22 protein-coding genes, 1 other RNA gene and 1 pseudogene are annotated in these 25,002 nt (G+C 66.0%); 13 read left to right on the plus strand and 11 right to left on the minus strand.

Annotation, left to right across the window (positions count from 1 at the left end; all coding sequences use genetic code 11):
- Positions 1-6: 6 nt before the first annotated feature.
- Both EJO69_RS01020 and EJO69_RS01025 read left to right on the plus strand, forming a co-directional pair.
- Positions 7-681 (plus strand): DNA alkylation repair protein, encoded by a 675-nt coding sequence (locus EJO69_RS01020; protein WP_126038041.1) that lies wholly within the window; start codon positions 7-9, stop codon positions 679-681.
- A 94-nt stretch (positions 682-775) separates the two neighbouring features.
- Entirely contained in the window at positions 776-1,174 is a 399-nt protein-coding gene (locus EJO69_RS01025; protein WP_126038044.1) for a DUF1622 domain-containing protein, read from the plus strand.
- An 87-nt stretch (positions 1,175-1,261) separates the two neighbouring features.
- Here the strand turns inward: EJO69_RS01025 and EJO69_RS01030 are convergent.
- Positions 1,262-2,233 (minus strand): annotated as a pseudogene (locus tag EJO69_RS01030) (bile acid:sodium symporter family protein).
- Between the two features lie 252 nt (positions 2,234-2,485).
- On the opposite strand from EJO69_RS01030, the gene EJO69_RS01035 reads away from it, so the two are divergent.
- From EJO69_RS01035 to EJO69_RS01050, 4 genes are all read left to right on the plus strand, one after another.
- Positions 2,486-3,106 (plus strand): ABC transporter ATP-binding protein, encoded by a 621-nt coding sequence (locus tag EJO69_RS01035; protein WP_164519811.1) that lies wholly within the window; start codon positions 2,486-2,488, stop codon positions 3,104-3,106.
- The gene (locus EJO69_RS01040; protein ID WP_126038049.1) at positions 3,103-5,724 is read left to right on the plus strand and encodes a hypothetical protein; all 2,622 of its coding nucleotides are present in this window, start codon (positions 3,103-3,105) and stop codon (positions 5,722-5,724) included. Before EJO69_RS01035 ends, EJO69_RS01040 begins: the two co-directional genes overlap by 4 nt.
- A gap of 90 nt (positions 5,725-5,814) precedes the next feature.
- Positions 5,815-6,420, plus strand: a complete 606-nt coding sequence (locus EJO69_RS01045) for a CueP family metal-binding protein (RefSeq protein WP_126038052.1) — start codon at positions 5,815-5,817, stop codon at positions 6,418-6,420.
- Positions 6,421-6,457: 37 nt separating this feature from the next.
- Positions 6,458-7,180: a zinc ribbon domain-containing protein gene (locus tag EJO69_RS01050; RefSeq protein WP_126038056.1), complete on the plus strand. Its 723-nt coding sequence runs from the start codon at positions 6,458-6,460 to the stop codon at positions 7,178-7,180.
- Between the two features lie 26 nt (positions 7,181-7,206).
- On the opposite strand, the gene EJO69_RS01055 is transcribed toward EJO69_RS01050, so the two are convergent.
- Positions 7,207-7,974: a YaaA family protein gene (locus tag EJO69_RS01055; protein ID WP_126038059.1), complete on the minus strand. Its 768-nt coding sequence runs from the start codon at positions 7,972-7,974 to the stop codon at positions 7,207-7,209.
- A gap of 99 nt (positions 7,975-8,073) precedes the next feature.
- Between EJO69_RS01055 and rnpB the strand changes: the two genes are divergently transcribed.
- Both rnpB and EJO69_RS01065 read left to right on the plus strand, forming a co-directional pair.
- Positions 8,074-8,419: RNase P RNA component class A (rnpB, locus tag EJO69_RS01060), an RNA gene on the plus strand.
- A 37-nt stretch (positions 8,420-8,456) separates the two neighbouring features.
- Positions 8,457-9,245, plus strand: a complete 789-nt coding sequence (locus EJO69_RS01065) for a Nif3-like dinuclear metal center hexameric protein (RefSeq protein ID WP_126038062.1) — start codon at positions 8,457-8,459, stop codon at positions 9,243-9,245.
- Positions 9,246-9,313: 68 nt separating this feature from the next.
- Here EJO69_RS01065 and ppgK read toward each other — a convergent pair whose 3' ends face one another.
- Together ppgK and map are read right to left on the minus strand one after the other, a co-directional pair.
- On the minus strand, positions 9,314-10,105 hold the full coding sequence (gene ppgK / locus EJO69_RS01070) for a polyphosphate--glucose phosphotransferase (protein ID WP_126038065.1): 792 nt from the start codon (positions 10,103-10,105) through the stop codon (positions 9,314-9,316).
- Positions 10,102-10,974, minus strand: a complete 873-nt coding sequence (gene map, locus EJO69_RS01075) for a type I methionyl aminopeptidase (RefSeq protein WP_245993700.1) — start codon at positions 10,972-10,974, stop codon at positions 10,102-10,104. Before map ends, ppgK begins: the two co-directional genes overlap by 4 nt.
- A gap of 31 nt (positions 10,975-11,005) precedes the next feature.
- Here map and EJO69_RS01080 point away from each other — a divergent pair, with 31 nt between their 5' ends.
- A complete protein-coding gene (locus EJO69_RS01080) occupies positions 11,006-11,200 on the plus strand; it encodes a hypothetical protein (RefSeq protein WP_126038071.1) in 195 nt (64 codons plus the stop codon).
- 77 nt (positions 11,201-11,277) lie between these two features.
- Here the strand turns inward: EJO69_RS01080 and panB are convergent, their stop codons facing one another.
- Complete coding sequence (panB, locus tag EJO69_RS01085) at positions 11,278-12,099, minus strand: 3-methyl-2-oxobutanoate hydroxymethyltransferase (RefSeq protein ID WP_126038073.1); 822 nt, start codon at positions 12,097-12,099, stop codon at positions 11,278-11,280.
- 83 nt (positions 12,100-12,182) lie between these two features.
- Between panB and glnA (EJO69_RS01090) the strand changes: the two genes are divergently transcribed.
- The 3 genes from glnA (EJO69_RS01090) to EJO69_RS01100 are packed head-to-tail and all read left to right on the plus strand — an operon-like array spanning position 12,183 to position 17,132.
- Positions 12,183-13,520: a type I glutamate--ammonia ligase gene (glnA, locus tag EJO69_RS01090; RefSeq protein ID WP_126038075.1), complete on the plus strand. Its 1,338-nt coding sequence runs from the start codon at positions 12,183-12,185 to the stop codon at positions 13,518-13,520.
- Between the two features lies 1 nt (position 13,521).
- Entirely contained in the window at positions 13,522-16,503 is a 2,982-nt protein-coding gene (locus EJO69_RS01095; protein ID WP_126038078.1) for a bifunctional [glutamine synthetase] adenylyltransferase/[glutamine synthetase]-adenylyl-L-tyrosine phosphorylase, read from the plus strand.
- 14 nt (positions 16,504-16,517) lie between these two features.
- Positions 16,518-17,132, plus strand: coding sequence for a histidine phosphatase family protein (locus tag EJO69_RS01100; RefSeq protein ID WP_126038080.1), 615 nt, complete (start codon positions 16,518-16,520; stop codon positions 17,130-17,132).
- Here the strand turns inward: EJO69_RS01100 and EJO69_RS01105 are convergent, their stop codons facing one another.
- Both EJO69_RS01105 and glnA (EJO69_RS01110) read right to left on the minus strand, forming a co-directional pair.
- Positions 17,133-17,528 (minus strand): hypothetical protein, encoded by a 396-nt coding sequence (locus EJO69_RS01105; RefSeq protein WP_126038083.1) that lies wholly within the window; start codon positions 17,526-17,528, stop codon positions 17,133-17,135.
- 201 nt (positions 17,529-17,729) lie between these two features.
- Positions 17,730-19,154: a type I glutamate--ammonia ligase gene (gene glnA / locus EJO69_RS01110; protein WP_126038087.1), complete on the minus strand. Its 1,425-nt coding sequence runs from the start codon at positions 19,152-19,154 to the stop codon at positions 17,730-17,732.
- Positions 19,155-19,288: 134 nt separating this feature from the next.
- On the opposite strand from glnA (EJO69_RS01110), the gene EJO69_RS01115 reads away from it, so the two are divergent.
- Positions 19,289-19,639 carry an RDD family protein gene (locus EJO69_RS01115; protein WP_164519812.1) on the plus strand — a complete coding sequence of 117 codons (351 nt, stop codon included), beginning with the start codon at positions 19,289-19,291 and terminating at the stop codon, positions 19,637-19,639.
- 141 nt (positions 19,640-19,780) lie between these two features.
- Here EJO69_RS01115 and EJO69_RS01120 read toward each other — a convergent pair whose 3' ends face one another.
- The 4 genes from EJO69_RS01120 to lpdA form a co-directional block, all read right to left on the minus strand.
- Positions 19,781-20,479: a DUF4191 domain-containing protein gene (locus EJO69_RS01120; RefSeq protein ID WP_126038093.1), complete on the minus strand. Its 699-nt coding sequence runs from the start codon at positions 20,477-20,479 to the stop codon at positions 19,781-19,783.
- A gap of 10 nt (positions 20,480-20,489) precedes the next feature.
- Entirely contained in the window at positions 20,490-21,617 is a 1,128-nt protein-coding gene (locus tag EJO69_RS01125) for an MFS transporter (protein ID WP_164519813.1), read from the minus strand.
- A gap of 119 nt (positions 21,618-21,736) precedes the next feature.
- Positions 21,737-23,533: a 2-oxoglutarate dehydrogenase, E2 component, dihydrolipoamide succinyltransferase gene (gene sucB / locus EJO69_RS01130; RefSeq protein ID WP_126038099.1), complete on the minus strand. Its 1,797-nt coding sequence runs from the start codon at positions 23,531-23,533 to the stop codon at positions 21,737-21,739.
- A 20-nt stretch (positions 23,534-23,553) separates the two neighbouring features.
- Positions 23,554-24,933, minus strand: a complete 1,380-nt coding sequence (lpdA, locus tag EJO69_RS01135) for a dihydrolipoyl dehydrogenase (RefSeq protein ID WP_126038102.1) — start codon at positions 24,931-24,933, stop codon at positions 23,554-23,556.
- Between the last annotated feature and the right edge of the window lie 69 nt (positions 24,934-25,002).

A 25,002-nucleotide genomic window follows, 5' to 3' on the forward strand; every position in this document is an offset into this window, starting at 1 on the left:
ATGACCATGGCCGACAGCGACCTCGACGAGGTGATGAGCCGCCTGGCTGAGATGGCGGATCCGGCGGTGCGGGCCGTCAATCTCAAGCACGGCGACGAGCACGGAGTCAACCTGTCGCGGCTGCGGGGGCTTGCGAAAAAGCTCAAGAAGCAGCCGGACCTTGCGCGTCAGCTGTGGGCGACCTCGGACAGCGCGGCGCGGCTCCTCGCGATCCTCATCTCTCGCCCGAAGGATTTCAGCGCGGATGAGTATGACGCGATGATGCGGCAGGCCCGCACCCCGAAGGAGCAGGACTGGCTCCTCACCTACCTCGTCGCGAAGTCCGCGCACAGCGAGGAGCTGCGCAGGCGCTGGTTCGAGGATCCGGTCGTGGCGAGTGCGGCGTGGGCGCTGACATCGACACGGGTCGCCAAGGATTCCGAGGGGCTGGACATCGAAGACCTGCTCGACCGGATCGAGGCGGACATGAAACATGCACCCGAGCGTCTTCAGTGGGCGATGAACACCTGCCTCGGCACGATTGGAATCCACCGGCCCGAGCATCGCGCTCGCGTCCTCGACATCGGCGAGCGGCTCGAGGTCCTCAAGGACTACCCGACCCCGCGAGGGTGCGTCTCTCCCTACGTCCCGCTGTGGGTGGCCGAGATCGTCTCCCGGCAGGAGGAGCAGAGCCGGGCCTGATCGTTCGGATTGCCGGGTATCTCTGCAAGGTGATCCGCGAGCGACATCCAGACCTTTCTGGGCCCCGCGCCCTGCGATTGAGTGAAGGAGCTCCATGACATTCCACCAGATCGTCGAACGCGTCGTCCAAGTCGTTGAGGGGCTCGGCGTTGCGGCGATACTCAGCGGCGCGACCCTCGCCTTCGGCATGGCCGGCCGGCAGCTGCTTGCGCGTCAGCCCGATGTCTACCGGAATCTGAGGCGGCTCCTCGGCCACTCCATCCTTCCCCGACTTGAGCTGCTCGTCGCCGCCCTTCCCCGACTTGAGCTGCTCGTAGCCGCCGACATCATCCGGACCGTCGCCATCCCGCCGACTCTCGAAGGAGTGGTTGTCCTGGCGATCATCGTCGCCATCAGGACGCTCCTGAGCTGGTCGCTCGAGCTTGAGATCAGCGGCCACTGGCCCTGGCAGAAGAGGAGTGCGGCAGGACAGGCGGACCCCACCGACGGCTGACGGGCCTGTCCGCAGCGCCAAGAATGACGAGTGGCGGGGAGCTCGACAGCTCCCCGCCACAGTGGTCGGACTCGTGTAAGGCCTGTGTCAGCCCTTGAGAACCGGAGCCGGAGTCTGGGCATCCTCAGTCGGACGGGACCGGTAGAGGAGGGCGAGGAGTCCGCCGGAGATGTTGTGCCAGACGGAGAAGACCGCGGCGGGAAGGGCTGAGATCGGCTCGAAGTATTGGCCGGCGAGGGTCGCCGCCAGGCCGGAGTTCTGCATGCCCACCTCGACGGACGTTGTACGCGACCGCTTCTCGCCGAGCTTGAACAGCCGACCGGCGCCGTAGCCGAACACATATCCGAGACCGTTGTGCAGGACGACGACCGCGAAGACGAGGAAGCCGGCCTCGACGATGGCATCAGCCGAGCGTGAGACGACGGCGATGACGACGTAGGTGATGCCGACGACGGACACCCAGGGAAGGATCGGCAGGATGCGGCCGATCCACTGGCGCGCCGCATAGCGGACGACGAGGCCCGCCACGATCGGGATGATGACCATCTGAACGATCGACAGGGCCATCGCGGAGGCCGACACGTCGAGGACCTGGTCCGCCAGCCACAGGGTGAGCAGCGGGGTCATGATCGGCGCGAGCAGGGTCGAGATCGACGTCATCGTGACCGACAGGGCCACGTCACCCTTGGCGAGGTAGGTGATGACGTTCGAACTGGTGCCGCCCGGTGCGCATCCGACGAGAATGACGCCGACGGCGAGCTCGGGAGAGAGGCTGAACGCCCAGGAGAGGAGGACGGCAATCGTGGGCATGACGACATACTGTGCGAGGACGCCGAGGAGGATCGGCAGCGGCTACCTGAACACCATCGTGAAGTCGGGGATCGTGAGGGTGAGCCCCATACCGAACATGATGATGCCGAGCGCGATCTGCGTGTGCCCGGTCCACGGCATCGCCGCCTCGGGTGCGAGGAACGCGAAGAGGAAGCCCGCAATGATGATGAGTGGGAAGACCGTCACTGCGAGCTTGGACGAGCGGTCCTCGGAGTTCTGATGTGCCATGCCCTTATCGTTCCTGCTCGCGGGTCCTCGTCCCACGTCTCGGAATTCAGATCTCATGTTATGGAACGATCATGACAGGGCTCTCACCAGCACTGTTGCGTGGGGTTGTTCGAATGATCGCTGTACCGCTGGTGGCGGGGACCGGGCGGCTCCGACGCGCCCGGTGATACCATGGGCGGCGCACAGCCGAGCTCCAGGCGGTGCGGGGCGCCGACGATGGCGCCTCCCGACAGCGAGCGTGGGCGGTCCTCCATGTTTCTCTCCCTGCACGGCATCGACGTCGCCTTCACACGCGCGGGCATGCCGATCCAGATCCTCTCCGACTTCTCCCTCGAGGTGGCAGATGGTGAATTCGTTGCGCTTGCGGGCCGCTCGGGCAGCGGCAAGTCGACGGCCATCGCCGTCGCCTACGGCAGACGTAGCCCGGACGCGGGGGCTGTCCGGTGGGGTGAGGTTGAGATCGGCGACCGGTCGGAGAAGGAGCTTCAGAGCATACGGCGGTCCAGCATCGGCTACGCCGCGCAGGACTCGCTCGTCTTCGACGACCTGACCGTCACTGCGAATGTGCTCGTGGGCGGCGGGTCGGCCGAGCGCTGCGAGGAGCTCCTCGAGGGCGTCGGTCTCGCCGACTTCGGCGGGATGCGGGGCGGCCGAATCTCGGGCGGTGAGCGGCAGCGGGCCGCAGTGGCACGGGCGCTCGCCAAGGATCCCACTCTCGTCCTCATGGACGAGCCGACGTCGTCGCTCGACAGCGACGCGGCGGCCCGCGTCATCGCCGAACTGCGCGCCGCGGCCGAGCGCGGGGCGTCCGTGCTCGTGGCGACCCACGATGTGCTGGTCAAGGACGCCGCCGACCGGGTGATCGAGCTGTGAGGGTCGGCCCGCGGCTCCGACTGACGCACGTCCTCATCTTCTCTCTCGTCGGCGTTCTCGTCCTTGCCGGAGCGGTCCTTGGGCGTCTCGGCGTCTCCCGCGCCGGTGAGATCCTCGAGGACAGCTGGCGCGGTGCGTACGACATCCTCGTCACCCACGAGGACGGGTTCCAGATGCTGTCCCCGGGACAGGACCCGAACGGTCTTGCCCTGATCGATGACAACTACGCGGCTCAGTCGAGCCGGGTCATCGGCTTCGACCAGCTCGAGCGCATCGACGCAATTGAGACAGTCGAGGTGGCGGCGCCTGTCGCCTTCATCGGGCGGGTGGCGGGAGCGGTGCCCTGGATGTTCTTCACCCGCGAGGGCCACAATCTCGATGAGGAGCCGATCCAGGACTACGAGATCACGTGGAGTGTCGCCGACGAGAACGGAATTGTCTTCGAGCGGACGAACACGGTGCGGATCGACGCGACGAGGTGGACCGGGGAGAGCGGGTACTACACCGATATCGGTCTCAGCCTCATCAACGACTTCGAGCCGCCGGACCGGCACATCCTCATGTTCCAGGCTGTCGTCTCAGGCGACGACATCGTCCTCATGTGGGCCCAGGGCCCGACGGTCGCGACGACGATCGCCGCGGTCGATCCGGTGCGCGAGCAGGAGCTCATCGGCGAGGCCGCCGACTTCCTCCAGCCGCTCGCCGACTTCGACGAGCTCGTCCGCGAGCGCGGCTCGCTATCCCGGTTGGAGGCGCTGGGCCAGTTCGGGAGTGACATCCTCCCCGAGCTTGAGGGTATGCCGGGCACCGAGGCCGGCAATCGTCCAGCAGTCCACCTCAAGTTCGGCAACGAGCGTCCCCTCATCGGTTATGTGCGCAACACCGACGCCTATCCGTCGACCGTCCTGTCCGCGGAGATCGCGGGGGAGGGGGCGACCCAGGTGGACTACGCGGACATCATGCGGCCGTTCAACGGCGGCACGTATGCCATGCCGTGGCCGGGCGAGGAATATGGGCCGATCGAGGAGTGGCAGGAGAACTATGTCCCGGACACCTACTATTCGGCGACACGGCTCTACCCTGCCCAGCTGACGCCCGTCGACTCGCCCACGCAGGGCCAGGCTGCCTTCGAGGCCCGCATGCTCGGCATCTATGGTCCGTTCGCGCCGTGGCCAGGCGCATGGGACATCGACATCCCAACCGGGCGGGGGCTGGGCGAGGAGATCTCCTACCGCAATCCGTCCGGACACCACCTCACCGTAGGCACGAACCTCCGCGATGGCGCGGCCCCCTTCGAGGTCTCGACGTTCACCCCCGGTGATGTCACCACCCCGGGCGGGTACGTCCCGCTCGGACTCTATGGACCCAATACGGCGACGTTCGAGGGCGAGCCATTCCCGCCCTCGCGCCAGGGGCTCGGTGTCACCACTCAGGCTCCCTCGGCCATCGTCTCCTTCGACGGGGCGGCCGAGCTGACGCCGCAGGAGGACATCATCTCCGCCGTCCGTGTGCGGGTGGCAGGTCTTGAGGGGTTGGACAACGATGCCGCGCTGACGAGGATCAACGACACGGCCCAGGCCATTCGTCGGATCAACGGGCTGGATGCGACGGTTGTCTCCGGGGCAACGACGCAGCAGGCGAACATCTGGGTCCCAGTCTTCGCCCATGGCACCACGGACCCGCAGGGCTCCCAGTCTGTCGGTGAGCTCGGCTGGATCCAGCAGGAGTTCGGCACGCTCGGCGTCGCGTCATGGACGGCGGCGCTCACCAACACAACCGTCGACCGGGTCGCGTCGGCGAGCCTTCTGCTGTCCTCCCTCTTCGTGTTTGTCCTCAGCATGCTGGCCCGCCAGGAGCGTCGCACGACCCACGCCCTGCTCGCCTCCCAGGGGTGGAGCGCACGCCAGCGCCTGGGGTGGACGCTGCGCGAGGAATGGCCGGGCCTCGCCGTGTTCGGAGCAGCATCGGCTCTCGCTCTCGTTATCGCGGGTGATCCCCTCATTCGCATCTCCATCTTCGTGGCAATCGCCGTCCTCATCCTCGGACTCATCATCGCCAACCCGGTCCGCTCCCGCCGTATCGCGCCTGGGGAGCGGCTCGGCACCCGGGCTCAGCTGGCCGGGCTGACGGCGGCTGAGGGCGTGAGCCTCGGCATCACCGCTGCCGCCATCGGCGGGGTCGGCATGATCATCGACTGGTATGTCAGACTCGTCAGCCAGACGAGGCTGGGAGCCGCCATGACTCAGGCGCTGCTGCCGGTACTCGGATCGATCCTTGTCGCGGGGGCTGTGGTCGTCGTGACGACGGCCGTGACCGCACGAAAGAGCCGGGAGGCGACGAGCGCCCGGAACGAGTTCGCCTATTGGAGCCTCGGCCGATCGCAGGCAGCGATCCGCGGCGCCAACCTGAGGCCGGCGCTGGCAGGCGTCGTCATCGCCGTCATCATCGTCCTCATCGTGCGGATCTACGTATCGGGATACCAGGCCGATGAGACGCTCTACCTCATCCTCGCGGGCGGCTGGATCCTCATCTGGCTCACCACCCGGGCCGTCAGCGCCCTGCGATGGACGCCGATCGTCGAGAGTGCCGACACGCAACCGGGTCAGCACGCCGGGTAAGGAGGCAGTGGCAGGGCGGCGAGCTCTGGAGAGTGTATCTAGGACCTTCGTCCATTATGTCCATATTGTCGAGATCTCTAGGCTGGTGGCATGGTAAAGAAGTACGCGTTCACGCTCCCCGCCACAGTCACCCTGGCCGTACTCGCGCTGGCCGCCTGCGGCCCGGACGGTGAATCCACCTCCTCCGGCACGCAGGAGCCCACCGGTCAGGCGGCCGATCAGGCCATCACGTTTGACAGCGTCCGTGAGTGGGATGGCGTCGAGCTCGTCGACCGCCTCGACCAGATGCCGCGGGCCGACCGCCCGGAGGCGCTCATGGCCTCGGTCCGGGCTGATGAGGTTCTGCTGACCGACGTGTCGACGGGCGAGGAGGCCACCCTCGACCTGCCCGAGGATGAGTTCTACCTGTCGTTCGCCCCCTATGTGACGACCACGCACGACTGCTACTACCACTCGCTGACGACATGCACCGGCGAGCTCGTCAACGAAGAGGTCGACGTGACGATCGTGACCGACGAGGGCGAGCTGCTCGTCGATGACACACTGACGATGTTCGACAATGGCTTCGTCGGGGTCTGGCTGCCCGCCGACATCGAGGCGACTTTGACGGTCCAGTATGATGGGAAGACCGGCACGGCCGAGATCGGGACGGGCGACGACGACCCCACCTGCCTCACCACCCTTCAGCTGGGATAGGCTCCCGCGCCGGCACGACGACCCGACGGGATGGACAATGAAGGCATCACTCGAGGAACAGCAGGCACTCATCGACCTCGTTGAGGTCGACCGAGAACTCGGCCGACTCACCTACGCGCTGAGGACTCTACCGGTCTACGGGGAGCTGGAAGCTGCGGAATCGGCACTCGGGGTCGCGCAGAAGCAGGCGAAGGATCACGAGGCCGCCCGGCCGGCGCTCGAGACCACCATCGCCGACTGCGGGGCGAAGGTCGAGCAGCTGAACGCCTCGATCGCGCGCAAGCAGGGCCAGCTCGACTCCGGCGAGAACATGGATTCGCGCCAGCTCCTCGTCCTCCAGGGCGACATCGACGGACTCAAGGCGATGCGCGGCGATACTGAGACGCTCGAGCTCGAGGCCATGGAGGAGCTGGAGGGGCTCGAGGAGCAGCTGGCGGAGGACGCCCGGCAGATCGATCAGGCAAACGCGACGCGTGATGCCCTGGTCGACCGGAAGACGGCCGAAGTGCGCGACCTCGAGGGCCAGATCGCCGAGGTTCGCGCCCGCCGCAGCGCCCTTGCCGCGACGATCTCACCTAACCTTGTCGACGCGTACGACGAGTCCCGGTCGATGGGCGGGGCGGGCGTCGTCGTCATGACGAGCGATGGCACCGTGGACGGTGGCCTCGACCTGTCCCTCACCGAATTCGAGAAGATCAAGTCACTCCCCGATGATGAGGTCTATGTGACCGAGGAGGGCGCGGTCGTCGTCAAGGGGTAGTCGGCCAAGTGCCGCTCAGCGCCGCGTCACGCGGCTCTCTCTCCGCGCTCGACGACAGTGAGCGTCAGCCTGTTGCCGCTTCCGGTGAGCTCGATGTCGCCGATATCGAGCATCGTTCCCAGGTGGGCGAGCTCCTCGGCCGTCTCAGGCGGTGTAGCCGCGTGGAGCGCCAGCCGGGTGAACACACCCCGGTAGTGCTTTGCGTTGTGGGTGATGACCTTCCGAGCGCCGCCCGAGTCCCGCACCGCGCCGATCGTTACGTGCTCCGCGGCAGAGGGAGCCTTCCATCCCGCATAATCCGCCGACCTGCCGTCGATGACGAGCTGTCCGTAGGCCCTCTCGTCGAGGTGTGTCCACAGCGGACGCCAGCGGGACTTCGGGGTGCCGCCCGGCAGCTTCACCCCCATCTTCAGCCTGTACCGGGGAATGAGGTCCATCGGCGAGGTGGCGCCGAAGAGCGCTGAGAATATGAGGACGCTCTCCTCGGCGCGCGCCAACGACTCCGGGTCGAGGCCTCCGATGTCGGCGGCCTGGAAGAGCACGCCGGTGTAGATTTCGTGGGCGGGCGCGCATGGCAACGTTCTCAGGTCCCGCTGAGCGTCGATCTCCTCCATGACAGAGGCGCCGACGCCGAACAGGTGCTGTGCGTCTCCTCGTCTGCTGCTCTCCTCCACCTCGGAGACAAGGCTGGCTCGGAGGCCGGTGAAGGATGGGATCGAGAGGGAATGAAGGTCGAGGGATGGCCCGGACAGCGGGGCGGTCTTTCCCTCAGAGGGAGGCAGAGCAATGAGCACCGAACTAGTCTACTGGTCGGTCCTGCGAGTCTTCATGGTTCTCGACATTCCGGTGTGAGTATGGGGGAGCGTGCGCCGAGGAGTAGACTGGCCCATGGACAAGCTGGCCAGGCGGCCGCGGCACTACGGTGTCGAGGAACGTCCGGGCTCCATAGAGCGCGGTGGTGGGTAACGCCCACCCGAGGTGACTCGCGGGACAGTGCCACAGAAAGCAGACCGCCGTAATAGGTAAGGGTGAAAGGGTGAGGTAAGAGCTCACCGCGGACCGGGTGACCGGGACGGCATGGTAAACCCCACCGGGAGCAAGACCAGACAGTCGGCTGAATGCTGCTCGCACACGGGCTTCGCCCGGGCCGACGGGTAGGTTGCTAGAGATGTACGGCAACGTGCATCCCAGATGGATGGTCGCCCTAGACAGAACCCGGCGTATCGGCCAGCTTGTCCCTCCACCCACGAAACCGCTGCCGCGTTAGACTCGCACCATGCTGGTTCGTGACGTCATAGAAGCCATCGAGACCCTCTGCCCTCCCTCACTCGCAGAAGAGTGGGACGAAGTCGGTCTCATCGCCGGGAGCCCCGAGTGGGAGGCGAAGCGGGTTCTGCTGGCCGTCGATCCATGCGAGGCGACCGTTCGGGAGGCGATCGATGGGGGATACGACCTCCTCATCACCCATCACCCGCTCTACCTGCGCGGAACATCGACCGTTGGTGCACACACCCCGAAGGGCGCCTGGGTCACCGACCTCATCCGCGCTGGCGTGTCGCTCTACGCCGCCCACACCAATGCCGACTCCTGGGGGACAGCCCAGGCGATGGCGGACCTCATCGGCATCAAGGACGCCCGGCCACTCGTCCCGAGCGAGGAGGACCCGGCGCTCGGTCTCGGGCGCATCGGCCGGATCGAGCCGAAGACGCTCGGCGAGCTCGCCGATCGCGCAGCGGCTCTCCTGCCCAAGACCCCCGCGGGTATTCTCGTCGCCGGTGACGAGTCGGCGATGGTCGAGACTGTTGCGGTGAGCCCCGGCTCGGGAGATTCGTTCCTCGGCCTCGTCGACAGCCTCGGCGCCGATGTGTACGTGACGGCCGACCTTCGCCACCACCCGGCGACTGATCACCTGTGGGCTGGGGGAGCCGCCCTCATCAGCCCCACCCATTTCGCCTCCGAGTGGCCGCTTTTGCCGAAGCTCGCCGGCGCGCTGGCGAGGAGACTGCCGGGATTGGAGACCGACGTGTCCACGATTGTGACAGACGCGTGGGTGAGCAGGCGTTGATCTGCCCTCGGCTGTAGTGCCCAGTGCCCAGTTCGCTGGAGATGGGGCAGCTGAGACAGGCGCGCTGGTCAGCTATGGCGGCCGGGCTTCTTTTTCCTCTTCTTGACGTGGGCAGCCGATTCGCGAGCCGCCAACGCGGCCGCACCGATGATTCCCGCACGGTTCTTCAGCGTCGCTGCGACGATCGGCGCGCGGGTGGTGAGAAGGGGAAGGTACTTCTCGGCATCCTTCGAGATGCCGCCGCCGACGATGATGAGGTCAGGGCTGAGGAGCATCTCGTACTGGGAGTAGACGTCCTGCAGACGGGCAGCCCAATCCTCCCACGACAGATCGTGGCGATCCTTGACGGCGGACGACGCCCAGTGCTCAGCCTCCTTCCCGTTCGGAAGGGTGATGTGGCCGAACTCCGTGTTCGGAACAAGCTCGTGATTGACGACGAGGGCGGAGCCGATGCCGGTGCCGAGCGTCGTGACGAGGATCGACCCCGGGACGCCGTGCGCGGCCCCGTACTCTGCTTCGCCGTATCCTGCGGCATCAGCATCATTGGCGACCGTCACGGGACAGCCGAGAGCCTCCCGGAAGAGCGACGATGCATCCGTCCCAACCCATGCCTGATCCAGGTTCGCCATCCACGTGACGACGCCGTGGATGATGGGGGCGGGCAGGGCGATGCCGACGGGGGTGTCTGGGGGCAGATCGAAGCCGTCGACGATCTCCGTGACGACGGCGGCGACATTCGCCGGCGAGGATGTCTCGGGGGTGGGGATGCGATGACGCCTGCCCTGGAGCTTGCCTGTGCTCAGGTCGACGGGAGCTCCCTTGATCCCGGACCCGCCGATGTCGATACCGAGAGCGATCATGGGAGCGTGAGGATCTCGGCCCCGTCTTCCGTGACGACGATGGTGTGCTCGAACTGGGCCGTGCGCCCGCGATCCTTCGTCAGCACCGTCCATCCGTCATCCCACTGGTCCCACTTGATCGTGCCGAGGGTGAGCATGGGCTCGATCGTGAAGACCATGCCGGGCACCATGACGGTGTCGTAGCGGGGCGCTGTGTCGTAGTGGGGGACGATGAGGCCGGAGTGGAAGGCCTCGCCGACGCCGTGGCCGGTGAAGTCCTCGACGACCCCGTACTGGAATCGCTTCGCGTACGCCTCGATGACGCGTCCGATGATGTTGATGGCGCGGCCGGGCTTGACCGCCTTGATCCCTCGCTCCATCGAGATCCTCGTCCGCTCGATCAGCAGCGCGGACTCCTCATCGATCTCCCCGACGGGGAAGGTGGCATTCGTGTCACCATGGACGCCTTCTCGATACGCGGTGATGTCGATGTTGACGATGTCGCCCTCGTTGAGGACGGTCGAGTCGGGGATGCCGTGGCAGATGACCTCGTTGACCGAGGTGCAGAGCGACTTCGGGAAGCCCATGTAATCGAGGCTCGACGGGTAGGCGCCATTGTCGATGAGGTACTCGTGGCCGAGCCGATCCAGTTCATCGGTGGTGATGCCCGGGCGCACCGCACGGCCGACCTCCGCGAGAGCCTGGGCCGCCAGCTTCGATGTGCGCCGGATCCGCTCGATCGTCTCCGCGTCCTTGACGTCGGAGGCCGTCACCACCTCCGGTCCATCGTGGAACAGATATTCCGGTCGTTCGATCGACGGAGGAACCGGTCTCTTGGCAGAGAGGGTTCCGGGGACAAGGGTGCCGAGGGGAGCGCGCTGTGCAAGCATAGGTCCAAGCTTAGCGTTGAAGGGGCAGGTCATGACTAATCCGGAGTACTGGTACAACACACGCACGGGCGAGGTCGAGAAGGGCCGACAGTCGGCGTGGACCGATGTTATGGGCCCCTATCCGACCCAGGAGGCGGCCCGCAATGCATTGAAGACCGCCGCCCAGAGGAACGAGAACTTCGATGCTGCCGAAGAGGCGTGGGAGGACGAGTGGGACGACTCGTGAGCCGTCCGAGCGGCCGCGCACAGTCCGTGTGACACTGCGAGGGCGCGGCCCAAGCCGCGCCCTCGCAGAAGGAATTGCTAGAAGGAGTGCTCGCGAGTCGGGAAGGATCGGTCCTTGACCGCGTCGACATAGTCGGTGGCCGCACCCTGGAGGGCCGTGCCGATCTCGCCGAAGATGCGGACGAAAGAGGGCTGCCAATCCGTCATCGCCACCATGTCGGTCCACACCAGCACCTGCCCATCGGTGCCGGGGCCAGCCCCGATGCCGATCGTGGGAATAGTGAGGATCGACGTGATCCTCTCGGCGAGCTCGGCTGGGACCATCTCGAGGACGACGGCGGATGCTCCGGCCTCCTGGACCGCGACAGCGTCCTCGATGACTCGGTCTGCCGCCTCCTCGCCCCGGCCCTGGATCCGGGGACCCGACAGGGCGTTCTCCGCCTGAGGGGTGAAGCCGATGTGGCCGATGACGGGGATGCCATGGGTGGCGCACTGCCTGATCTGGTCCGCGACGCGGACGCCACCCTCAAGCTTGACCGCGTGGGCTCCGGCCTTGATGAGCTGCGCGGCCGAGGCGAAGGCCTGCTCCGGGCTCGACTCATACGTTCCGAACGGGAGATCGGCGACGACGAGGGCGCGTTCGGTGCCCTTGGCAACGGACTTCGTCGCCCGCACCATGTCGGCGAGCTCGACGCCGAGGGTGTTGGCCTCGCCGAACATCGTCGTCCCGATGGAGTCCCCGACAAGGAGCATGTCGACACCCGCCCGATCGAAGATCGAGGCGACGATAGCGTCATAGGCCGTCAGCATGGTGAGCGGGTCGCCGTGAGTCTTCGCCTCATGCAGGTGGGCGATACGGACGCGGCGCGGACGCGCGGGCTTCTTGGCGCTTTCAGTCATAGGACGCATTCTAGCCCGAAAGCCGTGAGAGGTGACGGGGTGGCGGGTGGACCTGGCAAGATGGAGTGGACGAAGGGAGTCGCATGGACCGTCAGCAGGAGCACATCCTCCAGACCATTCAGGAGAAGGACGTCCGGTACATCCGCCTATGGTTCACGGACGTCATCGGGACACTGAAATCGGTCGCGATCGCCCCCGCCGAGCTCGAGGAGGCCTTCGATGAGGGCATCGGCTTCGACGGGTCGTCGATTGAGGGCCTCGCCCGTGTGGTCGAGGCCGACATGCTCGCGTACCCCGATGCGTCGACCTTCCAGATCCTGCCCGGGCAGTCATCGGCAAGCCAGGTCGCGAGGCTGTTCTGCGATATCTCGACGCGGGACGGCGAGCCCGCACGCTCCGATCCCCGGTCGGTTCTGCGGCGGGCGCTCGCTCGTGCGAGCGACATGGGGTTCACGTTCTACACCCATCCCGAGATCGAGTTCTATCTCTTCCATCCGACCTCCGACCCGTATGAGGAGTTCAGGCCGATCGATCGTGCCGGCTACTTCGACCATTCGGCACGCTCGGCGGGCCTCGACTTCCGCAGGGAGGCTGTCGCCACCCTCGAGGCGATGAACATCCCGGTCGAGTTCTCCCACCACGAGGCGGGCCCGGGTCAGAACGAGATCGACCTGAGGTTCACCGATGCGCTATCGATGGCGGACAGCATCATGGCCTTCCGCACCGTCATCCAGGAGCTCGCCCTCTCGCAGGGGTCCTTCGCCTCCTTCATGCCGAAGCCGCTCATCGACCATCCGGGGTCGGGTATGCATACGCACATGTCACTCTTCGAAGGGGACCGCAACGTCTTCTTCGATCCGTCCGGGACCTACTTCCTGTCGACCACGGCACGACGCTTCATGGCAGGCCTCCTCGAGCACGCAAACGCTATCTCCGCGATCACCAATCAGCACGTCAACTCCTACAAACGGCTGTGGGCGGGCGATGAGGCACCCTCCTACATCTGCTGGGGCCACAACAACCGTTCGGCACTCGTCCGGGTGCCGGCGCTGCGAGCCGGCAAGGCCCGGGCCGCCCGCATCGAGTATCGTGCGATCGACTCCGCAGCGAATCCCTATCTCGCTTTTGCGGTTCTGCTCAACGCGGGATTGGACGGCATCGAGCGCGAGCTCGAGCTGCCCGATGAGGCGATTGAGGATGTCACGTCGCTGACCCGCAACGAGCGCCGTGCCCTCGGCATCGGCTCCCTTCCGGGCAACCTCGATCAGGCGCTCGTTGCCATGCAGGAATCCGAGCTCGTGGCGCAGACGCTCGGCGAGGAGGCCTTCTCCTACTTCATCCGCAACAAGGAGAGCGAGTGGACGGCGTACCGGAACCAGGTGACTCCCTTCGAACGGGACCGCTTCCTGCCGGTGGTGTGACGTGAGGAGGGAGAGCCCCACGTCAGCCCTGCGCCGGCTCGGCTTCGCCGACCCGAAGCGGGCGCTGCAGCTCACCGCTGACCGGGGCTGGGACGCGATGCTCGACGCCCTCGGCGCAAGCGCCGATCCCGATCAGGGGCTTCTCACCATGCTGCGTCTCGCCGACGCGGATCCACAGCGCCTTGACAAGGTTCTCGCGGACCGGAACCTGCTGAGGGCGGTGACCACGGTCGCCGGCATGTCGACGACGCTCGGCGACATGCTCGTCACCCACCAGCACTGGATCGACGGACTCGGGCGGGAGCCGGTGATCGACGACAGCTGGGGCGGCGGGGCAGGCGAGGAGAACTCCTCGACCGGGTCGGAGGATGAGTGGGACGAGGCGGTCGCGGAGCTGCGGTCGGGCTACTATCGCAGGCTTCTCATGATCGCCGCCTGGGACCTGACGGCTGAGCGCCCGGTCGACCGCTTCGCCCAGGTCTCCGCGATGATCTCCGATCTGGTCTCCGCCGCACTCAGGCAGGCGCTGGTCATTGCGCAGCGGCACACGCCCGATTCACAGGCCGCCCGCATCGCCATCATCGCCATGGGCAAGACCGGCGCCCGCGAGCTCAACTACATCTCCGACGTCGACGTTATCTACGTGGCCGAGCCGGTGGAAACGGATGAGGCGACGGCGCTCGCCGCCGCGACGCGTGTCGTCACCGCAGTGTCCCGGGCCGTGTCCGGGCCCGGATCGGTCCCACCGCTGTGGCCGCTCGATGCGAACCTGCGCCCAGAGGGTAAGGACGGACCGCTCGTCCGCACCCTCGCCTCCCACATCGCCTATTACGAGCGGTGGGCGAAGGACTGGGAGTTCCAGGCGCTTCTCAAGGCGCGTCCCGTCGCTGGAAACGAGGAGCTCGGTGCGGCCTACACGGCCGCCGTTCAGCCCTTCATCTGGTCAGCCTCGGGCCGTGATCAGTTCGTCGAGACGTCGCGTCAGATGAGGGCGCGAGTCGAGTCGACCATCGCCACCCGCGATGCGGCGCGGCAGATCAAGCTTGGTGCGGGCGGCCTGAGGGACGTGGAATTCACCGTTCAACTCCTCCAGCTCGTCCACGGCCGTGTCGACGAGAGTCTGCGCGTCCGGTCGACGCTCGAGGCGCTCGCCGCCCTGCGGGACAACGGCTATGTCGCACGGACGGACTCCGAGAAGCTCGACGCCCACTATCGCTTCCTCCGCACTCTCGAACACCGCATCCAGCTTCAGAAGATGAGACGGAGCCAGGTCCTGCCCGACGACCCGGTTCAGCTGAGGCGGATCGCCCGCGCCATGAAGATTGAGGGCATCAGCACTGGGGAGGAGCTGGAAGAGGCATGGAGAGCAGTGCGCAGCGACGTGCGGCGACTGCACCAGGCGATCTACTATCGGCCGCTCCTACCGGAGGCGGCGAAGCTCTCGGACGATGACATCAGCCTCGACCGGGAGGCCGCCGCTGATCGTCTGGCCGGTATCGGCTACCGGGATCCGGTGCGCGCCGTTGGCCACATCGCAGCCCTGACCGACGGTGTCTCAAGAACCGCGAAGATTCAGCGGCAGCTCCTGCCCGTCCTGCTCGGCTGGTTCGCCGACGGGCCAGAACCCGACTCGGGCCTCCTACATTTCCGCATCCTGTCGGAGACGATGGGGCGCACCCACTGGTATATGAAGCTGCTGCGGGACTCGGGGATGGCGGCCCAGCGTCTCGCCCACGTGCTGTCGACGTCGCGATACCTGGCGGACGCGATCCCCACCCTGCCGGAGTCGGTGCGGTGGCTCGAGGGCGATGATGAGCTGCTGCCGATCAGCATTGAGTCTCTCCAGGCCGAGCTTGACTCCCTCGTCTCCCGCCGCACGACCCCGGAGGGAATCGCGATGGCGGGACGATACCTGCGCCGCCGCGCTCTCCTGCGCACCGGGCTCGCACTCGCCCTCGGGACGATCGACACGCGGGCTGCCCAGCGCTCCATCACGAACGCCGCAGAGATCGCCGTCAATGCGGCACTGCGAGGGGCGACCCTCAAGGTGCTCGGGGAGGCGGGCCTGGACGAGGCTCCCTCCCGCTACCTCATCGTCGGCCTCGGCTCCTTCGGGGCGGGGGAGATGGGGTACGGCTCCGATTGTGACCTGCTCTTCGTCCACGATCCTGTCATCGACGACCACAGCCTTGCCCAGAAGACCGCGAACCAGATCGCCTCCGCGGTTCTCGCCATGCTCTCCGAGGGTACCGAGGAGCCTCCGGTCAAGGCCGACGCCGATCTTCGACCCGAGGGCAGGAACGGCCCTCTCGCGCGATCCCTCGAGGCGTACCGCGAGTACTATGCCCGCTGGATAGAGACGTGGGAGCGTCAGTCCCTTCTCAAGGCAAGACCCATCGCAGGAGACGACGCGCTTGCGGGCGAGTTCACCGCCCTCATCGACCCGCTGCGGTACGACCGGGGGATGACGGACGGCGAGCATCGAGACGTGCGGCGCATGAAGGCCCGCGTCGAAGCCGAGCGAGCCCCGCGCGGGACGTCGAAGGCACGCCACCTCAAGCTGGGGCCGGGCGGAATCGCGGATGTGGAATGGACGGTTCAATACCTCCAGCTCGAGCACGCGGGGGAGCATCCGTCACTGAGGACGACCTCGACGGTCGAGGCACTTGAGGCTGCCGTCGAGGAGAATCTCATCGACCCGCATGATGCGAAGACCCTTCTCGACGCGTGGCGCTACGCCCAGCGGTTGAGGCTTGCGATCGTGCTCGGCACGGGCCGGACCACCGGTCCGAGGATCGACTCTGTCCCCTCTGACTCGACGGAACTCGCGGTCACGGCGGCCCTGCTGTCCCACGACCTGTCCTCCCGTCACGAGATCGAAGAGAACTGGCTGAGGCTCGCGCGGCGGGCACGGGTCGTTGTTGAACGTGCATTTTTCGGCGACCATAGAGAGAACGAGCCCCCGCGGGCGAGCACCGAGTGAGGGACTGAGGGACGATGCGACTGTACATTGCCAGGCACGGAGAGACGACGGCCAATGTGTCGCGTGCACTCGACACAGCAGCGCCTGGCGCGGATCTCACTGAGCGCGGCCACGAGCAGGCGAGGGGCCTTGCGGACCGGCTCGATGGCCACCACCTCGATGGCATCCTCGTCTCGAACCTCGTACGCACCCAGCAGACGGCCGAGCCGACTGCCGGCCTCCGCGGCCTGCTTCCCCGCATCGACCCCCGGATCGCAGAAGTCCAGGCCGGCGACTGGGAGATGTCGACGGACATGGACACCCTCATGGCCTACTTCAAGGTGGCAATGGGGTGGATGGCGGGGAACTACGATCTGCGCATCCCCGGCGGAGAATCCGGCCACGACGTCATCGACCGATTCAATGCCGCTCTCGACGAGTCCGACGAAGAGTCCCTTCTCGTCGTCTCACACGGGACGATCATCCAGGTGTGGGCCAACATCGCACTCGGACATGAGGGCGGTAGAACCCTCGCGCACTTCCAGAACTGCGGGACCGGTATCCTCGAGCGGGTCAAGGGCCGCTGGACCCTCATCGACTGGAACCACCGCCCTGACGTTCTGCCCGAAGCGAGCCGCTACGTCGACTGACTAGAGGGCGAGAAGGGCGATGACGATGAGGGCGATGCCGAGGCCGAGCCCAATGAGCAGGACACTCTTGAAGTCGCTCCGGTGCTCCTGCGGATCTCCGCGGTAGGGGTTCTGCTGATAGCGCCAGGCCGCGTGGTTCGTGAACGGATTCGTCTCGTTGTAGGGGGTCGACTCGCGCGGCGGCTGCGGGTCGCGATCATCGAAGTCCTTCCAGGGGCTCTCCATCGCCCCGTAGGGGCCAACAGCCTCGTCTGATCCGCTCGTGTCTGCGGGTCCCGGCTTGTTCCGATCCCCAGCCTCAGGCTCCCCGGACTCAGGCTCCCCAGGCAGCGCCCATTCGTCGCGGGCGTTGACGTAGTCGTTCCAGTCGTTGGAATCCTCTGGATGCTTCTTCATAGGGTCCATGCTAGGCGAGGCACGTCGGCAGGACAGCAGTGCAGTGCTGTCCTGAGCGCCCACACGCGGGATCGATTCACCCGGCTCCCAGGAATGGTGTGGCGATCCATCCGGCTGCCGAGAAGACTGTGGCGCGAAATGATCCTGGGTATGACAATGCGGCGGGCGGGCTGCACCAGCCGACCCGCCGCATTGCTCCGATCAGATGTCGAAGTAGAGCTCGAACTCGTGCGGATGCGGCCGCTGACGCAGCGGCTCGATCTCGTACTTGTACTTGTACTCGATCCACGTATCGATGAGGTCCTGCGTGAACACGTCGCCCTCGAGGAGGAAGTCGCTGTCCTCGCGGAGGGCCTCAAGTGCAGCGTCGAGCGAGTGGGGCAGCTTCGCAATCTCTGCGTGCTCCTCCGGCGGCAGCTCGTAGAGATCCTTGTCGATCGGATCGGCCGGCTCGATGCGGTTCTTGATGCCGTCGATGCCGGCCATGAGCATCGCCGAGAACGCGAGGTACGGGTTCGAGGAGGGGTCGGGCACCCGGTACTCGATCCTCTTCGACTTCGGCGAGGTGCCGGTGACGGGGATGCGGATGCAGGCGGACCGGTTGCGCGCCGAGTAGACGAGGTTGACCGGCGCCTCGAAGCCGGGAACGAGGCGGTGGAAGGAGTTGACGGACGGGTTGGTGAAGGCGAGCAGCGCCGGGGCGTGCTTGAGCAGCCCGCCGATGTACCAGCGGGCAAGGTCGGACAGTCCGCCGTAGCCCCTCTCATCAGCGAACAGCGGATCGCCGTCCTTCCACAGCGACTGGTGGCAGTGCATGCCCGAGCCGTTGTCGCCGAAGATCGGCTTCGGCATGAAGGTGACGGTCTTTCCCGCGTCCCACGCCACGTTCTTGATGATGTACTTAAACTTCATGAGGTTATCGGCCGCAGCCAGGAGCGTATCGAAGCGGTAGTTGATCTCCTGCTGGCCGGCGGTGCCGACCTCGTGGTGCGCGCGCTCGACCAAGAGCCCGGACTCCGCCATCACCCGGCACATCTCGTCGCGCAGATCGACGAACTGATCGTTGGGGGAGACGGGGAAGTACCCGCCCTTCATGCGGGTCTTGTACCCCCGGTTGCCGCCCTCTTCTTCGCGGCCGGTGTTCCACCAGGCCTCGTTGGAGTTGATGTGGTAGTACGCCTCGTGCTCGTTTGTCTTGTACCGAATGTCGTCGAAGATATAGAACTCGGCTTCGGAGCCGAAGAAGACGGTGTCCGCGATCCCGGTCGAGCGCAGGTAGGCCTCGGCCTTGGCCGCGATGTTGCGGGGGTCGCGTGAGTAGGCCTCGCCCGTGAACGGATCAACGATCGAGAAGTTGACGACGAGGGTCTTCGCCTTACGGAAGGGGTCGATGTAGGCAGTCGTCACGTCCGGGATCAGCTTCATGTCGGATTCGTGGATTGCCTGGAAGCCGCGGATCGAGGAGCCGTCGAACATAAGGCCCTCGCTGAAGACGTCCTCGGAGAAGGTCTCTATGGGGATGTTGAAATGCTGCATGATTCCCGGCAGGTCACAGAACCTGACGTCGATGAACCGCACATTCTGCTCTTTGGTATAGGCGATGGCCTCGTCAGCATTCTCGAACATGATCTCTCCTCTTAGTGTGGGTCTATCGCTCATGCTATAACCCGCAGGCGCTCGCGTGCGAGACCTGTTCAGGATCTGCCCCGGGAGTCGCGGGTGGACAAGGTGGTGAGACATGTGCCAGTAGGATGATGGTCATGCCCGACACACTTCCACTCGCGCCGTTGGGGCGCAGGATCATCGCGCTCGTCATCGACTGGCTGCTGGCCGTCTCGATCTCGGCAGGCTTCTTCGGCTACGACGAGTTCGCGACCCTCGGCATCTTCGCACTCATGTCGGTGCTCCTCATCGGAACGATAGGCGGCTCGATCGGCCACGTCATCGTCGGCATCGGCGTGCGTCGTGTGGACGGACGCGCCCCCGGCCCCCTGAGGGCACTCGGCCGTACGCTGCTGCTGTGCCTCGTGCTCCCCGCCATCTTCACCGTGCCGGATGGTCGCAGCTACCATGACGCACTCCTGGGGACGACAATCACCCGCGTCCGCTGACAGGCTCTGTGCGCACTCATAACGGTGCTCTGGAGGCTGGGCAGGATCGGCTGATGCGCAGGAGTCCAGTGCTCGAGCCGTTGATGTCAACAAGAGAATGGAGGGACCCCGGGTCGGGATCCCTCCATCACGCTCATAACTTTATCGGCCTCGTGCGGCCTTGCGGTCGGGCCTGACCTTGTACGGGTCAACGCCCTTCGGAACCGGCAGTGCGTTCGTCCTGATCGATTCGTAGCGCTTGGCGACGACGGCGACCTCATTGTTGTTGAGCTTCTTGGGCAGCTTCTTGAGGCTTTTCATGAGCTTTGCCAGGCGAACCTGGTCGGGGTCCGTGCCGACGTGGAGTGCGTGGACGGGGACATTGGGGGCGATGCGACCGGCCTGTTTGCGCTCCTCATCGACGAGCTTCCGCACGCGGTCGACCGGGCCTTCGGTGACGAGGACGACGCCGGGCTTGCCGATGAGGCGGAACACCATGTCCTGGTGACGAGCATTGAACCGGACCGGCTCCTCTTGGAAGGTCCAGCCGCGGCGGATCCTGCCGATGACGGCAGAGGCTGCTCCCGGAATCCCCTCCATCTGGCGATAGGAGGCGCTCTCGATGAAACGGGTGAGGGCCACCATCGTGAACATCGGGGCGAGGACGACTGCGGAGATGGTCCACAGGATCCAGTTGTCGAGAAGAATGCCGGAGCCGATGAAGACGACGAGAGTGCCGACGAAGATGCCGATGAGAATCCACGGCAGCTTCGGGTAGGTCCTCGAGGCTATCCGGTAGCCGTCTCCGATGAGCTGATACCACTTGCGCTTGCCCTGAGCGTCCTTTTTGTCCTTAGCCATGGTCCCCAGTCTACCGTCCCCGATAGCGCAGGGCCGCCATGAGTCCTATGAGACCCATGACCGCACCCGAGGCGGAGGCCACCCAAAATCCGTAGGCGAGATCGAGCTTGAGGAGCTGGCCCGCCGAGGCCGCGCCGATCGCGACACCGCCCACATTGGTCGCACCCAGAAGCGTCATCGCCACCCCGTCACCGCCCTTCGGAGCCAGGCGGGACGCCAGGGTGAACATCGCCACAGAGGCCGGCCCAATCGCCAGGCCGAAGACGAAGAGAAGTCCGGCGAGCTGCCACGGCGTCTGAGCGAAGGGCGCGAGGGGGATGAGGAGGGCAAGTGCGACTCCGGAGACGAAGATCCGAGTGCCCTGGGAGATGCGCTCGGGGATGGCCACCGCCCCGAGGGCGGTGATCGCTGCGCCGACTCCCATCGCCGAGTAGATGAGACCCGCGTAGCTGGCCGACCCGAAGCTCACGGCAGCAGCCGTCGTCGACGTCTGCATCGAGCCGAAGTACGAGCCGAGGAACATCATGGAGATGACTGCGGCCCAAACGAGGATGAAAGTGCGGGCGAGGGTCGGAGCCTTTTTGCGGCTCTCGCCCTGGGCGAGGGTGGGCACCGACCTGTGCAGGCCGAGTGCGGTGACGCAGGTCGCGGCAATGACAGCGGAGACGATGAGAGGCGCCTCGGGCGCAATGGCGGAGGCGAGGATGCCGACGATCGCCGGGCCGAGGACGAAGTTCATCTCGTCCGCCACGGTCTCGTACGACATCGCTGTCGTCAGCGCCTTCGGCGTGCGTGCGACCGAATACCACCGCACCCTCATGAGCGCACCCACCGGCACGGTCGTCACGCCGACGAGCGCGCACATGACGAGAACGGCCCAGAAGGGCGCGTCTGCCGCATTGACGATGACGAGGCCCGTGAGCAGAACGGCATTGGCAGGCCCGAGCAGGAGGAAGGGCAGTCGCTGTCCTGATCTGTCTGTCCACTGTCCGATGAGGGGCTGGCCGATGCCCGTTGCAATCGCGAGGACTGCCGAGCTGATCGAGGCCTCTGCGATGCCGTGGTAATGCGTGACAAGCGTGAGCACACCGATGATGATCATCGACGTTGGAAGCCTGCCGACGAAGCCAAGTGGCATGAAAACCGGCCCCCAGAGGCGGGGGAGATCTTTATAGCTGGTGAATGACGAAAGTACGTTCATAACAGTGAATGGGGGGTCTGCACGCGCAGACCCCCCATCATACTACTATGTGAGACTCACAGCCCAACCTCTGCTGCGAAATCGCCCTCTTCGAGGCGCGCCTTCACAGCAGAGAGGTACCGGCCCGCGTCCGCACCATCGATGAGACGGTGATCGTACGAGAGTGCCAGGTAGATGAAGCTGCGGATCCCGATCGACTCATTGCCGAACTCGTCCGTGACAACAGCCGGGCGCTTGTAGATCGTGCCGACGCCGAGGATCGCCGACTCGGGAGCGTTGACGATGGGAGTATCGAACAGCGCTCCGGCCGAGCCGGTGTTGGTGATCGTGAATGTGCCGCCCGACAGCTCATCCGGAGAGACGTTCCCCGAGCGGGTGCGCGACGCGAGGTCGACGACAGCCTTCGAGATGCCGGCAATGTTGAGGTCGCCCGCGTTCTTGATGACCGGGACCATGAGGCCGCGCTCCGTGTCGACCGCAATGCCGACGTTCTCGCGATCGAAGTACTCGACCGACTTCTCGTCGACGATACGGGCGTTGATCTTCGGGTGGGCCTTGAGGGCCTCCGTCGCCGCCTTGATGAAGAACGGGAGGTAGGTGAGCTTGATGCCCTCCGCTGCGTGGAACCTGTCCTTCGCAGCGGTGCGGATCGCCACGACCTTCGTCACGTCGACCTCGATGACCGTGGTGAGCTGGGCGGAGCCCTGGAGCGAGTCCATCATGCGCTTGGCGATGACCTGGCGCAGGCGGGACATCTTCTCTGTGGTGCCGCGCAGCGGCGAGGCAGCGGCAGCCTTCGCCGCCGGTGCGGCCGGGGCCGACTTCTGCGACGCCGCCTCGGCGGCCTTCCGCTCGGCCTCTTCGGCTGCCTTCTTCGCCGCCTCGGCCGCAGCCTCGATGTCCTGTCGGCGGATGCGACCGCCGACGCCAGTTCCCTCGACGGAGTCGAGGTCAACGTCGAGCTCGCGAGCGAGCTTGCGGACGATCGGAGTCACGTACGCGCCGGAGGCGGAATCCGCAGCGGAGACAGGCTCCACATCCTCGGTGTCGGCCTTCGGCTCGGAGTCCGTCTTCTGATCAGCGGTGTCCTCGGGCTTCTCCTCGCCGAGCTCCTCCTCTTCGGCGGGTGCGTCGCCGGGTGCGACCTGCTCACCGGAGGGGGCCTCCTCGATCGCCTTATCCTCGCCGGCGGGCGCGGACGACGCCTCGGAGGACTTGGGCGAACCTGATCCGATGATGGCGAGAGCGGCGCCGACCTCGACGGTCTCATCCTCACCGACAAGAATCTCGAGGAGCGTGCCGGCGACGGGGGAGGGGACCTCGGTATCGACCTTGTCGGTCGAGACCTCGAGCAGCGGCTCGTCGACCTCGACGGTGTCGCCCACTTCCTTCAGCCACTGGGTCACAGTGCCCTCGGTGACCGACTCGCCCAGTGCGGGCATCGGAACCTTCTCACCCTCGGAAGAACCCGACTTCTGAGCCGGAGCCTCCTCCTCGGCAGGCTCCTCAGCCTGGGACTGCTCAACGGCGGGCTCTTCAGCCTGGGACTGCTCAACGGCGGGCTCCTCAGCAGGCTCGTCGGCCTCGCCGGTGTCGTCGGATTCGCCCGAACCCGAACCGTCGCCGATGTAGGCGAGGATGGCGCCGACCTCGACGGTCTCATCCTCTTCGACGACGATCTTCTCCAGGACGCCGGCGACGGGGGAGGGGACCTCGGTATCGACCTTGTCGGTCGAGACCTCGAGCAGCGGCTCGTCGACCTCGACGGTGTCGCCCACTTCCTTGAGCCACTGGGTGACGGTGCCGTCCGTGACGGACTCGCCGAGCGCCGGCATCTTGATTGCTTCAGACATGTTCTCGTCTCCTTGAGCTCTTAGTTGTGGGTGTGCAGCGGCTTGCCGGCGAGTGCGAGGATGGCCTCGCCGACGGCCTCATTCTGCGTGGGGTGGGCGTGGATGAGGCCCTCGAAATCTTCGGGGAATGCTTCCCAGGCGACCATGAGCTGGCCTTCGCCGACCTGCTCGCCCATGCGGGCGCCGATCGCGTGGAAGCCGACGATGGGGCCGTCCTTCTCGCGCACGAGCTTGACGAAACCGGCCGTGCCGAGCATCTGCGACTTGCCGTTGCCCGCGAGGTTGAACTCGACGGTCTCGATGTTCTCCTTGCCGTACTTCTCCTCGGCCGTGTCCTGGTTGAGGCCGACGGAGGAGACCTCCGGGTTGGTGTAGGTGACGCGCGGGATGAGGTGCTCTTCGATCGCCTTCGGCTCGAGGCCGGCGATCTCCTCTGCCACGAAGATGCCGTGGAGGAAGCCGCGGTGCGCGAGCTGGAGGCCGGGGACGATGTCGCCGACGGCGTAGATGTTGCCGACACCCGTGTGGAGACGCTCGTTTGCGATGACGAAGCCGCGCTCCATGGGGATGCCCTGCTCCTCGTAGCCGAGGTTCGCGGTCGAGGGGCCGCGGCCGACTGCGACGAGGAGGTAGGAGGCCTCGTAGCTGGCGCCGTCCTGCGTGTAGACCTTGACGCCGTTCTCGTTCTGCTCGACGCGATCGAACATCGTCTTCGTCTTGAACGCGATCTTGCGCTTGCGGAAGGCGCGCTCGAGCGCCTTCGAGATGGCGGGGTCCTCATTGGGGACGAGGTTCGGCAGTCCTTCGATGATGGTCACCTCAGCGCCGAGCGAGCGCCAGGCGGATGCCATCTCGGAGCCGATGACGCCGCCACCGAGGACGATGACCGACTCGGGGACCTCGTCGAGCTGGAGGGCCTGATCGGAGGTGATGACGCGACCCTCAATCGGCAGGCCGGGGAGGGACTTCGAGTAGGAGCCCGTGGCGAGGATGATGTTCTTGCCCTTGAGGACGCGATCGCCGACCTGGACGGTGTCCTTGCCGGTCAGGCGGCCCCAGCCCTCGATGGTCTCGATGTTGCGCGAGGCGACGAGACCGGTGAGGCCCTTGTACATGCGGGAGACGACGCCGTCCTTGTAGGCGTTGAGCGCCGACATGTCGATTCCCTCGAGGCTGGCCTTCACACCGACGTTGGCGCCGTCACGGACCTCGTCGGCGACGTCCGCCGCGTGCAGCAGCGCCTTCGTCGGGATGCAGCCGCGGTGGAGGCAGGTTCCGCCCACTTTGTCGCCCTCGACGAGCGCCACCTTCATCCCCAGCTGCCCGGCGCGGAGTGCGGCGGCGTAGCCGCCCGATCCCGCCCCAAGGATGACAATGTCAAATTCCTGCGTGTCAGCCACGTAGATCTCCCTCGATATCAAAAGTGGAGCGGCCGAATGGCCGCATTACTCACCGATCATTGTTCCACT

The organism is Flaviflexus salsibiostraticola (genome assembly GCF_003952265.1).
GTDB classification, from domain to species: domain Bacteria; phylum Actinomycetota; class Actinomycetes; order Actinomycetales; family Actinomycetaceae; genus Flaviflexus; species Flaviflexus salsibiostraticola.